A 12,972-nucleotide genomic window follows, 5' to 3' on the forward strand; every position below is an offset into this window, starting at 1 on the left:
TTTAAAAATCATATACAGAGGAGAGACCATTATGAAAATGGTGCAACGCACCTAAAGAACATGATTTTTATTAGAGATCGTACATAATGTTCTTTTCTCTTTCTAATACTACCAGGTATGGAGGGCTATACCAAGTGGCAAAATCATCACGCAACGCAGCGGCTGCAAATCTTCAACGGCTGCTCAATTCGAATACGTTTAAAGCGAATGTGCCGACCGAGCAGGATATGGCACCGACAGCATTATCGGATAGTGAACAACCCCTATCTCGTCAAGCGAGCATCGAGAGAGAAACGTTACGCGACGAGAAACGGATTCAATATATTGCTATTGACTTATTGCTTGATAATCCCTATCAGCCACGCAGAGAAATTTTAGTTGATGATGACCTACGGGAAATGGCTGAAGGTATCAAAGCTTATGACTTGCTGGGAGCATATCCTGCACGGAAGCATCCCGAACTGGAGGGCTATTTCCAGATCGGATTTGGTCATCGACGCCGAGAAGCCTCCCGTCTGGCTGGAAAAGCTACCATGCCGATTGTCCTCGAAGATCTGGATAATCCCGCCATGGCTGGTCTTGCCGCAGTCGAAAACATCCACCGTAAAGATCTGACCGATCTCGAACTTGGGCGTCTATTCCTTGGTATGCAGCGTGAAGGATATACTCAAGAAGAGATTGCCGATAGCATTAAGAAAAAACGTGGCTACGTTGTGAACCGTCTGCGCCTGGCGGAAGCGTCTCCCGATATTCAAGCATTTATCGAGCGCAAGCCAGACAGTCTGCGCGTTGTAGCCTATCTGATCAAAGTTCCCAACGAGGCTGACCGTGCTCTACTTATCGATCGCTTAACTGTGGGGACGTTGACCGCAGATGACCTGGCGGGCGATATCTCAGAGTTGATTGTGATGCTCAGGAGTAGTAGTGTTTCCACAGGCGGGACCGAGCTCAGTGTACGACAATCCAGATCGAGAGCATCCAGCAATCATTCATTGCCTGAGGAGATGTCAAATACAGATACTTCTGAGGCGGAAAATGGATCATCTTTACCGAGAAGCTCGGAAGGAAACGATGAGGTTGCTGTCAGCACGGATATCTCTGTGAAGATGCATGTAAGCGATCAAGACATCGAAGCTATTCGGATCGGGAGTGCAAAATTGCGTTCAATCCAGCGTGCCTATGAAGCGTATTATGAAGGCATCAAGCAGCGGAAGAGCATCTCGAATCGCGAGCAAAAGTTTATTGATGATATTGGTAAGATACATGCACAGGTCACGGCTAAAGTAGACAAGGAATTATAGCCATATATTCTGTGAACTCCGGGCGCGGCAACTGTTTTGATAAGCTCTTGCTTACAACATATGGGTATAAGCGGAAGGATGTATCAAGCTTGAATGACTCTGATAACGAAGAAGACCGCAAGAAAAAAACGTCATAAGAAAAAGAGCACAGATCCATTGCTGTTTCTAAAAAGCCTATCATCTGGAGCTGTATATGCCCTAAAGGGGATGTGGTCGCTGGCATATCTGGATTTTTTACTTTGGTGTCGTATGCCCCTGGCTATTGCCAGCGCACTTATTCCTCCATTAGGGATGACTATCCTGCTGGTCGTATTATCTCTGACAGTCTCACAAGAGCCAGTAGCTTTAGTCGTCCAGGCTCATGGCGAGTACGCGACACAGATGGCGGAGCTACTCAAAGCCGATACGGATGCCTACGCTTTGACAGAGACAAGTGCTCCAGATGCTACACGTCTGCTACATGATCAAGAAGTCGCAGCGATTATTACCATCCCGAGCGATTTTGATCAAAAAGCTGTGACTTATAGTGCTGAGTTGCAACTCGATCTCAACAATATCGACATCGATTTCGCTGATGATATCCGGCGTAGCGTGGAGCGTTCTGTTGGGCAGTTTGACGCTCCCGCTTTGGGTCTTGATGGAGAGTTGAGTGCCAATAGCAACCAGATTAAGTACCCCAATCCATATCATATCGTTATTAATGAGCATGACCTTAGAGAGACCAACGTTGATTTTTTACACTATCAAGTATTGCCAGTATTTGTGCTACTCATTTTGAGTACAGGCCTCATGGGACCAGCGCTTCTATGTGCTCATGATCGCGAACGTGGTACTGCTCGTTATCTCGTGCTGGCGCCCCTGAGTGCATGGATATTAGTTATTGGACGCTTGCTAGGCGGCCTCTTGTCATCTTTTGCTGTGCTTATTCCCTGCCTGATTATATGTATTCTCACTGGAACGATTGCCCCGCCAAGTAATCACTGGCTTGCGCTTATCGCACTCTTTTTCGCAACCGCATTGAGCGCATCTGGCATGGGAGCTATCCTGGGAACTTTGCTGCGAGGCACCCGCAACATCGCCATGGCCTCATCCATTCTCGCGACATATCTTTTCTTCTTAGGCGGAGGTTTTACGACGATTGCTTTTCTGCCGCAATGGTTACGCACTATCAGTATCTTTAATCCCGTACGTTATGCGATTGATGGTCTACGGCAAGCCCTATTCTATCCAGATCTGATCGGCTTTTCTACCGACCTTGCAGTATTAATTGCCATAGCAGCGAGCGCTGTTTTGTTGGGAGCGATCATTGTGCGCCGGTCATGGAGTCTCTAAAAAGAGTGGATGAAAATGCTGACTATAGAGGGGGATTGTAGTGAAATGATCAGGATATGGAAATGGGGAGTTAATGAGTCTTAGAAGAAGAAGAAATGGATTGTGTCTTCCATCCTTAGATGAACACAATCCATTAGACTGTTGGCCTCCATCCTTAGAGAAAACAATCTTTTAAGATTATTGAACTCCATCCTTAGAGAAAATAATCTGCTAGATTGCCGGCCTCCGTCCTTAGAGAAAACAATCTATAAAATCTGTACTTGATATGGTGTAAGAAACCATCAGTAGGTGCAAGAAACGCTGACATCCCTGTTACATCCCCGACACACATCAAAGCTAGTTTTTACTTCCACCGGCAAATACAGTTTTAAGATTAGATGCTGATAATGCATCGCGGCTGTTTCTCAAAATGAGTTGAAACAGAGCATATGCATATCGGTAAATGCATCAAATCCTCCCACAAATAAATGTATGTATCTTCTCTTCCCCAAAGATACGCGGTAAAACGAACCAGACATTTAATCATCCATGCATATGACTATATCTATCCTTTAGATTAAACATAGTATAGACGACCTGACAATGCAGTACTGTCCTTAATCGCTTTTCCTTATAAAACAATATATACTATAATTACCAAAAAGTCAATATGATTAAAAAATTTTGAAGAATTTTGAGATTATAATGATTTTATCTATTCCATTTCCTTTATAGATACTAAAAATAGTTGAAATTAGTGGGCATTCTTATCTTGACTGGAGAGCAGTTGAAGCGAATAGAGATTTTGATGACTGGATGACCACCAGGAAAACCTTCTAAGGCATGGCTTTTACAAGGTAAGGCATAGCCTCTGCATTTTTCAGATCTATACCAGATCGAAATATTTTTGGGCTTTCGCGTAGTTGTGGTTATGTCAATATTGTTATGAATACGTATAGAATCTTCGCCTTACGCTTATGCTGTAATAAATACTATCCTGGCGGACATCGCTACTGCGAGCGTAGATACTTTATCCCTGCTCGGCTTAATTGAGCCAGGCGGTAAAATATAAGCACAAATTTTTTATGACTCTGTAAAATCATCCCACAGGCTGAGCGTTTGGATCACCTTCGAGCGCTCAGCCTCATCTTTGGTGAGCAGATGCGAGACTGTCACGCCTACCAGCCGTACATGCCGTTTTTCCACTTGAAGTTGTTCTCGCAGTACTGGTGTAAGGATCGAGATCATCTTGCTTGCATCTTGAGTAGCTGTCGGGAGCGTAATACTGCGCGTGAGGAGTTGAAAATTGCTCCAGCGTAGTTTGAGCGTAATTGTTTTCCCCACAATATCGAGTTCTTTGAGACGATTTTCTACTAATTCGGCCATCTGGTGCATGATTGGGAGAATTAGTTCGGGATCGGCGATATCCTCGCTCAAAGTTGTCTCCTTCCCCACCGACTTACGGATGCGTGTGGGTTGTACTGGTCGATTATCCTCTCCACGTACGTAGTGATAAAGGATAGTGCCTTGCTTACGGAGGATCTGCTGAAGTTCTTCTTCGCTTAGACGTTTAAGATCGGCTCCCGTCTCAATTTTCAAGGTACGTAGCCGTGCCGCAGTGACCTTACCAACACCAAAGAATTTATCGATAGGAATTTGCTCCAGAAAATGCAGAGCCTGTTGTGGTGCTACAACTGTCAAGCCATCCGGCTTATGATAGTCCGAGGCAAGCTTGGCGATAAATTTGTTGAAGGAGACGCCTGCTGAAGCTGTTAGTCCGATTTCGGAGTAGATCTGTTCTTTGATCATACGAGCAATATGTGTGGCTGATGCGATACCTTTATGATTATTTGTGACATCCAGATAGGCCTCATCGAGGGAGAGTGGTTCGACGAGATCTGTATAGCTACGAAAGATGCTCATGATCTGCGCGGAGACACGGCCATAGACGTCGAAGCGTGGCCTCAGAAAGATCGCGTGCGGACAGCGTTGATATGCTTGCTGAGCCGCCATGGCCGAATGGATGCCATATTTCCGCGCCTCGTATGAACAGGTTGCGACTACACCGCGCTTCATGGGATCTCCACCTACGACAATTGCCTTGCCGCGTAGTTCAGGATGATCGCGTTGCTCGATCGAGGCATAAAAAGCATCCATATCGATATGAATAATTTTCCTTATTTGCTCCATTGCTGCTGCTCATGCATCTTTTTGTGGTCGTTTCTACAACATGCTAACGGGCTGTGTATACTGATCTCATCATATCATGTAACCGCTCAAAGTATCTTCCTTTGAGAACGCCCATCAACGGATAGATGCCAGGATACAGATATAGTCACTGCTTTTTTGTCTACATATCCAGATAAAAGAAAGGATTATGATGATGGCGGAATATCAAAGTTCTTTAGTCATTAAAGTTGAGCCCGAGCACGTTGAAAATTTCATCTCGCAAGTTGATAACCTACCGAAATATCTACCCACTACGCGTAAAGCCAGTGCAGATAAAGGTGACAACGATAACGTGCGTGTCCAGGGACAGGCACATGGCCACTCCTACGATGAAGAGGGACATTTCAGTTTTGATAAGGCGAAACATCGTATGGAGTGGAGTTCTGATAATGCAGAAAAGTACTCGGGCTGGTTGCAGGTCACTCCATTAGATGGAGGGTCATCCTCAAAAGTTGTGGTTCACCTGACTTTTGATCCGCCTGCTGCCCTGAAAAAAGAACTGGCCGAAAACACCGGTAGTAAGGATAAAACCATTCAGGAGGGCTTGGATGCTGCATTGGCCTCAATCAAAAACCTGTGTGAAGGTCATGGCAGCAAAGTTGAACCCAAATCTGCCAGATAAAGTGTGCACATCTCCTCAGGATTGAGATAACATAAAGGATCTCATAGCTACTGCTGTGAGATCCTTTATGTTATGGAATATCACCATCATACGGATTTTTTGCCGTATGCAACTTGATTGCTTAGCCTCGTCTGGGCTGATTGTTATTGTTTAGCCATCGACTTGCGGTGTTCGGCTTGGCTGGATTCTGATAAGGCGCGTCGAGTTTTGGATCTGTTGTATCATCAAGTGTTCCTGCTGAATCTTGCTCAGGAGTGCCAGTATAGCTATACGTCCTTGATGGAGTTGTCGTAGCGATTGAGGCTGCTGTACTGACTGGTGGGGTCGCAATCGACTGCGTAGAGGTCATGGCGTCTGCCGGCGTTCTACCGAAGTTTGGAGATGATGTCTTGTCGCTATTCATGGGACTACTTGTCGGCCTGGATGTTTCAAGTGCATCTGCTGGTAGCGTAATTGGATCTGCGTGATCATCTTTGGCTGTGTCAGCGCTCATATCCTCTGACGCTGAACCAGACATTTTGTTTTGTAGCTGTTTCCAACGCTCGGAAAGCTCAAGACGCATCTCTTCCCCTTTTTTAGGAGCAAGTAGCAGGCCGATAGCGGCTCCAACGAAGAGACCAGGGAGAAATTTACCCATGATTTATGCCTTTCTGTTCGCTCGCACATAGTAGTGCAGAATACTATTTCTTATTTATATCGAAGAATCTGTGGCAAAGAATTCCTTATCTCCAATCTGCGTAGACGAATTCTTTACAAACACACGTCTTTCAAAGAAAAAGAGTTTCAAGTCTGTACCATCCACACAGGGCATCCTTTATAATTCATTGTAACGGGTCATCATGAGATCTGAAGTTCCCCTAATTTCACCGTATCCGTTAATTGCTGGCTACCTCGATAGATATGGACAGTTACAACATCGCCAGGCTGTCTGGTAAGCAGAGCATCTTGCAAGCCAATGATGTCATTTACTGGCTGTTGGTTGAACTGAACAATCACGTCACCCCTGCGCAAGCCTCCTTGACTGGCAGGGCTGTTCGATGGTGTGCTGACGACCAGAGCTCCATGGTCGACTGAAAGTTGGGCTTGAGAAGCTATGTTTTTGTCAACACTGATGACCTGCACTCCTAGTGAGGCTCGACCTGAGTTTGTCACGTGTCCAGAATTGATCAATTGCGGCACAATAAACTTGATCCGATTGGATGGAATGGCGAAACCCACGCCTGTGGCCGGTGTCTGAAATTCTGGATCTATAGGGACGAGTGTTGGAATGCCGATCAGATCGCTTTGCATATTGACCAGAGCTCCGCCACTATTGCCTGGATTGATGGCGGCATCGGTCTGAATCGCTCCGATGATTGTATTGCCGTTGCCCTCAGAGACATTGCGTCCTAATGCGCTGACGATGCCGCTGGTGACTGTTTGTGTTATGCCTAGTGGATTACCGATGGCAAGCACCGATTGACCAACCTCCAGGGTTGAAGAGTCGCCAATCTGAGCAACTGACATATGAGCTGGCGGATCAATCTTGATGATCGCCAGATCATCAACCGGATCTGTGCCGATGATTCTGGCTGGTAGTCTGGTGTCATCGAAGAGGATCACCCTTGTATTCTCGCTATCGGCGATGACATGATTATTGGTGACGATATAGCCTCTCTTATCGATAATGACGCCAGACCCCAGGCTTGATCCCTGGCTGGTCTGTGAGGCGATTTCAACTACCGAAGTATGAAAGTTGGCAGCTACGCTTTCTATCGATGTCTGTCCTGTTAATGGATCATCGCCCGTCCCCAGATTGGATGAAGGCATCATATTTCCGATCAGCCAACCCCCCAGGCCACTAATAAGCAAAAGAGCAATCAGTGCAGTCAACAGCAAGGTTAGCAGCCTGGAACGTCGTTTTTTGTCCTCATTCCTGCCGGGTGGAACTGTTCCATTGCTAGATATGTTTGAGCCAGGTGGACGTGCTTCAGTGCCAGGTGTGCCTAGGCCAGCGGAAGGAGTTTGATAAGGTGTCGCATAGCCCGTTCCAGCAGGTGGAGGTGTGTAAGGATATGGTACTGCTGATTCCGAGAGCGGCAGGCGTGGCGTATGGTGTCTGTTTGCTCGTTGCTGGCCAATTGAGAATTCTTGTTGTGCTACGGTTTGTTCCCCTCTATATTCTGCATGTGGTACGGCGGCTGAGCCTGGCGGTGGCTGAAACTGATGCGACGCTACCTTAGCATCAGCATTTTGATCAGGATAATCCATGGAAATACTCCTCAACTCTGAATATAGTGGGGACGAGCAAACGACAATTTCATAATTATAACTATAGCCTGCCCTTGCCTATTTGTATTCCTCCAAAGAGTGGATTAATGCGGATGCATACATCTCTTGATTGAACTCAAAAATCATATGTGTCGATCTATTAATCATGAAGGATGGGAGTTGAAAACTATGCATCATTTTCAACTCCCTGATGTCGTATCGCTTCAACTTAAGAGGTGGCAACTATCACAGTATCTGTGGCGATGTTGTTATAGATATTGCTGTCGTTGGGGATTGTGATTATTCCTGTGGTGACCAGGGCGGGGATGGCCGAGGCACTAATTGTTCCTCCGATGGTTACCGATGGGATACTACTTCCCGGCTCAATTGGATTGTCTCCTGTATAAGTTCCGTGTAGTAGCGCGGGACTGACCGTTTGTGACAGGACAATCTGCCAGTTGGGGTCTGCTGTGACGTGTATATTGCTCAGCCCGGCTGGAATAATCTCATCAAGAGCCAGCGCTTTTTGTGGCGAGACCGTTGCGCTGGCTGCCGCGTTGCTGATAACGATCGTGATTGCTACATGTTTTCCTATCTGCAAGGGATTTGTGCCGGTATGTCGTTGTTGGATAGACATATCTGCTTGCGTGGTCGAGACAGCTGGAAAGATGAGGCTACCAATCTGTTCTGTATTTGTCTCTGTGAACCAGATCTTCCCTTGTCCCCCATTTGTAATGCTGAATGGCTGAGTATCAGATGTAGGAAGCGGAAATTCAGTAATGATACCGTCGGCATTGATACGACCAATCTGATTGGCTCTCTCCTCGCTAAAGGCCAGTGTTCCATCTCCGGCATTGCCAATGCGGCTAAGCCTGCTTTTGGCTGTGGGCACGATGAATTCTTTGAAGTGCCCATCGGGAGTGAGACTACCAATGGTATTCTTGTTGCGTTCTGTGAACCAGAGAGCATTATTTGGACCTGAAGTGATACTAAATGGATAAGCATTTTTGGTGGGTAATGGAAATTCTGTCAGGATACCAGCCGTGCTGAGACGACCGATGCTATCGCTTGCTGGTTCCACAAACCACAGGGCACCATCGAGCCCCAGCGTGATATCAGTTGGATCGCTGTTCGGTTTGGGCAGGGTATACTCAGTCACGTTGCCCTTTGCCGTGATACGTCCAATTCTATTCAAGTTATCTTCTGTGAACCAGATTGCTCCATCGGGACCAGCAGTGATGCCGAGCGATGATGTATTGTGACGCGGTAATGGAAATTCAGTGATGGTCCCATCAGCAGTAATCTGCCCGATACTATTGTTTTCGGCGAACCAGATTGTTCCATCAGGGCTGGTAGTGATACCCTCCACCTCGGCATTATCGGTTGGTAGCGCATAGGATACAATTGCTCCTGTATTGCTGACTTTATCAATGGCATTGCCTTGCAGATCGCTGACCCAATAATTACTGTCTGTTCCCCGCGTGATATCAATGGGCAGGGCGATGCCGAGTGGCATATGTATCTCAGTAACTGTGGCGATCATACATGTCGGGACCACAAATTTAGAGTGGAGATGCGTGTGCGATGTTTGCGTATCTCCTTGCATGTTCTGTCCATCGACATGAGTCGTCTGTTTATGGATCAACGTGATATTTTTGCTTGTATGCGTTGTCTGTCCTTCTATGTAGACATCTTTGCTGTTTGCCTGGCTTGCAATATGATTGGAGATCCTCATTTGTGCCTGAATCGTTGTTGGAGATCCTGTCAGAGCTGCACAGATGATGCAGAGAAATGTCAGCAGAACAGGTACCCCTTTCTGCTGCTGGAATAGGTGTTGTAGGTTATCCCGATGACTGAATTGATGCCTCACACGTGCCTCATCTTCCCTGAGATAAACTCAGAATACGTAAAATATGATTGGCAATAAGATAAGATGTATAGAGCATGTATTATGCTATATATTAAATTGTAGCCCTATATGTAATTATAATACGTAGTAGTTATGCTCCATAATGGCCTGAGAAAGATGGCAGATGAGGGATTTTTTTTGATGGAGAGAGGGGCTATAACGTCATTCTATAGGATGAAATTCCTGTCTGGATATAGTATATATACTAAATGTGTTGTATCCTGACGAGAGAGATTGTTTGGAGCAAGTGCATACCGAGTTAGCGATGGTGTACAGAGAAGTGATGACGACACGCTATAAAGGAATCCTGATCTGGGTGGAAGAGATTTCGGAGACTGAATTTGACGGAATCTTTCGTTGGAATGGGCGTGTGATTAAGACTGATCCTTCATATGAATATTCGCAATCGCCTCAGGAGGCAATTGAAAGTGCGAAGGGGGTTATCGATACTCTGCTTGATCTGCGACGTGAGGGCATTCAGGTCATGGATATGGATGTAGGTACCGAATAAGTAACTATGCGTTTCATATAGTTTTTGCGTTAAACGGGAGTGTAGATGCGTATTCTGCGCTCCCGTTTAACGTTCAACACAATCCGTTTGTCAAGCCGATTTAGCACGGGACTTGGATATGATATCAAAAGCGACAGCAAGTAGAAGTACAAGTCCTTTTGCTTGCCTGATCGTGAATAACACTTATGGTTTGACTTTATAGATGGTAACTCCGTTAGCGCTGTAGGCTACTTGCATGAAACTGGAGAAGCGTGTGAGATTGGCATTCGGATACGTACTATGTTCTATCTGACCCACATAGAGATATTCAACGTGATACTTGGCGAGCAGGGACTCGACGCGTTGATTATCGGGATCAGAATAAATTGCATTAATGTCACTGGAACGGCTATTAAAATCCGCAGTGTTCATCAAACTCTTATTGAGCCACGTCACGCGCCACTGATATTCATGTCCCACCCAGCCCATAATTGTGGGTAGACCGGTAAAGGCTGAGATGCGGGAGTAATTGGTGTAGTCGCCTCCTTGAGAGTTGACTGCTTCGACAATAACTGGTGTTCCACTGACGTTTGTGTTCAACCATTGAATCGCATCGTAATCGCTGGCTAGAATATCCACTGTCTTGAGATACGTCATGCCATCCAGGCTATTGGTACGTACCATACCTACCTGGTTGGTGGCGGGATCGAAGGTTTTAAAACGATTGTACGGCGCAAAGATTGGATAGATACATCCTGCCAGGAGGAGAAACGCCAGACAGATGATCCAGACGACTTTTCCGGCCGTAAATACGCGGCGAATACCTCCGAGAGGAGCCACTAAGAATTTACTGATCTGGACGTTTTCGATGAGAAAGTAGAGTCCGGCGCTGCATGCGATGGAGAGCAGAGTCCAGGCCTGGAAGTAAAACTTAAAGACAGTATTCATACGAGGATCGCTGCCTTCAAAGACATCGCGCAAGTAAAAGATCTCGCAGCCGAGAATGAGTGCGAAGGCCAGTGCTCCGAGAAAGAGTGTAAAGGCATGTGCACGGTCATTGATGTGCTGAAGGACGATAACTAATGCCGTAACTGTAATACCAAATGCGATGAATAAGGTGGCATTATTAGGACTGATAAACTGGCAGATCAGACCCAGTAAGACGAAACCGAGTCCGGTCAGGATGCCAATGAACGACCAGGAGAGGTAGCTATCTTGTTCTGGTATGGTAGATGGCTTAATCGGCTCAACTGGCGCTTGCTGTTCTGCTTCCTCTGTCGCATCTTCATTCGCTGAAGCATCCTCTGTTTCAGCCTCTTCAATGCTAATAGCTGCAATTTTTGTCTCGCTGGCAGGAGCCAGCAGATGCCGTAGGATGTTACTGAAAAGAAGCGAGACAAACAGAAAGATAAATATCGCGTAGATAAGTATCTCATCTCCAACTGAGGAACGACTATTCAGCGAGACAATACCAATGCCCTGGGATGGTGATATAAAAAACAACAGAAATGGTGCATATGCCAGAGCGGCCAGCACTCCAAGAGGAATGACAGCGATCAAAACGTTCGCGATCCATTGGAAGCTCAAGTACTTCTCATGGGCAAACCATTGTTGGATGCCTATTGATACGATGACCAGGCCGAAATAGGTTGGTAGATCCCAGCCATTCATTACGAACAACCCACCCATCGAGAGAGCAGCAGTTCCCAGTGTCAGCCCGAGACGCCATCCGCGTCCAAAGAGAAAGATACCTTTGCCGTCCGGACTGAGCAGAAAATTGAGCGCGAAGCCAATTGCCAGCAAGGTAAAGGGAAGAGACAAGACATGTGCATGAAAATCTGAGAGTAGAAAGCTAAAAGCGGGAAACTCGTTGATGGTATGTGGAATAATCCTTGTCACATTGAACCACCAGTAGTCCTGCACCGCTCCATGTTGTTGATACCATGTCACCGCAGAATCCATGTTGCCAAGGATCAGAGCCATCACGATTGTAAACACTGCGAAAGGGATACCATGTCGTAGGGCATTTTTTTCGGCATAGATAGGTATCTCAACGCTCGTGGCAGCAGCGATTAGCTCTGGTTGTTCTAGCTCATCGACCACCACCACTTCCTGCTCTTCTGGTGCTGGTGCTTCCAATACCTCTGTATCCGAGATGATCGGCTCTCTTTGATTTTCAATGTCTGAGATAGTCGCTCGTTTCTGTGCCCGGTAGCGATGCGACCATGAAATAATATTGCTGGTGATCCCAAAGAGGCTCACAGCGGCCAGGCCATACAACATGCTGATACCGGTGTTGAAGGCTACAGATGGAATCTGTCCCAACAACTTGGCCAGCATGGCGATGATATAGTGAGCGTAGTAATAATAATTGATGGAGTAGCCAGCGTACCACATATCCGTGGGAGGAAAGTGTTGACTTCGCATGATCGAAGCCAGGAACCCCTCATCCATAAAGCGCTCATAGGAAACGATCTCTGGCCCATATGAGCGTAGTATACCTAAAAGTAACACCATCAAAAAGAAAACGGCCTCAGCCGCAAACACATACCATCCGTTCGAGCGTACAAGCTGCCAGAGTGTCTGACGTGTACGGAAGAATCCGATCACATTGAGAGCCAGGAGCACAATTACCACGCCGAAGACAAAGATCCAATTGAAGAACAGAGCGTGGAAAACCATCAGAGGGAACCAGACGCAAAACGAGGTCACCAGTAGAGCCAGAGCCTTGCTCCAGGCCCATCCGCGATCTGGCACATTGCGGAAAACAGTCACCGTGAGAGGTAGGAAGACAATCCCCAGGACTTCAACCAGCACCCACATTTGAAATAACTCAAACATATACACCCATCTCTACAAA

General features: G+C 46.4%; 9 protein-coding genes. 4 read left to right on the forward strand and 5 right to left on the reverse strand.

Annotated elements, in window-relative coordinates; genetic code table 11:
* The first annotated feature begins 134 nt into the window (after nt 1–134).
* Nucleotides 135–1,301, forward strand: a complete 1,167-nt coding sequence (locus AC27N8_RS09320; protein ID WP_487066248.1) for a ParB/RepB/Spo0J family partition protein — start codon at nt 135–137, stop codon at nt 1,299–1,301.
* Nucleotides 1,302–1,550: 249 nt separating this feature from the next.
* The gene (locus tag AC27N8_RS09325; protein WP_487066250.1) at nt 1,551–2,633 is read left to right on the forward strand and encodes an ABC transporter permease; all 1,083 of its coding nucleotides are present in this window, start codon (nt 1,551–1,553) and stop codon (nt 2,631–2,633) included.
* Nucleotides 2,634–3,695: 1,062 nt separating this feature from the next.
* Here AC27N8_RS09325 and dinB read toward each other — a convergent pair.
* Nucleotides 3,696–4,802, reverse strand: a complete 1,107-nt coding sequence (dinB, locus tag AC27N8_RS09330; protein WP_487066252.1) for a DNA polymerase IV — start codon at nt 4,800–4,802, stop codon at nt 3,696–3,698.
* A gap of 187 nt (nt 4,803–4,989) precedes the next feature.
* On the opposite strand from dinB, the gene AC27N8_RS09335 reads away from it, so the two are divergent.
* A complete protein-coding gene (locus tag AC27N8_RS09335) occupies nt 4,990–5,463 on the forward strand; it encodes an SRPBCC family protein (RefSeq protein ID WP_487066254.1) in 474 nt (157 codons plus the stop codon).
* A gap of 121 nt (nt 5,464–5,584) precedes the next feature.
* On the opposite strand, the gene AC27N8_RS09340 is transcribed toward AC27N8_RS09335, so the two are convergent.
* The 3 genes from AC27N8_RS09340 to AC27N8_RS09350 all read right to left on the reverse strand — a co-directional run bounded on the left by AC27N8_RS09340 (nt 5,585) and on the right by AC27N8_RS09350 (nt 9,583).
* Nucleotides 5,585–6,100, reverse strand: a complete 516-nt coding sequence (locus AC27N8_RS09340; RefSeq protein WP_487066256.1) for a YtxH domain-containing protein — start codon at nt 6,098–6,100, stop codon at nt 5,585–5,587.
* Nucleotides 6,101–6,300: 200 nt separating this feature from the next.
* Nucleotides 6,301–7,713 carry a S1C family serine protease gene (locus tag AC27N8_RS09345; protein ID WP_487066258.1) on the reverse strand — a complete coding sequence of 471 codons (1,413 nt, stop codon included), beginning with the start codon at nt 7,711–7,713 and terminating at the stop codon, nt 6,301–6,303.
* Between the two features lie 229 nt (nt 7,714–7,942).
* A complete protein-coding gene (locus tag AC27N8_RS09350) occupies nt 7,943–9,583 on the reverse strand; it encodes a Vgb family protein (protein WP_487066260.1) in 1,641 nt (546 codons plus the stop codon).
* A 277-nt stretch (nt 9,584–9,860) separates the two neighbouring features.
* Here AC27N8_RS09350 and AC27N8_RS09355 point away from each other — a divergent pair, with 277 nt between their 5' ends.
* Nucleotides 9,861–10,133: a hypothetical protein gene (locus tag AC27N8_RS09355; protein ID WP_487066262.1), complete on the forward strand. Its 273-nt coding sequence runs from the start codon at nt 9,861–9,863 to the stop codon at nt 10,131–10,133.
* Nucleotides 10,134–10,316: 183 nt separating this feature from the next.
* Here AC27N8_RS09355 and AC27N8_RS09360 read toward each other — a convergent pair whose 3' ends face one another.
* Nucleotides 10,317–12,953, reverse strand: coding sequence for a DUF2298 domain-containing protein (locus tag AC27N8_RS09360; RefSeq protein WP_487066264.1), 2,637 nt, complete (start codon nt 12,951–12,953; stop codon nt 10,317–10,319).
* Nucleotides 12,954–12,972: the final 19 nt, after the last annotated feature.

The sequence above is a fragment of the Dictyobacter sp. Z7_2 genome (assembly GCF_057551105.1).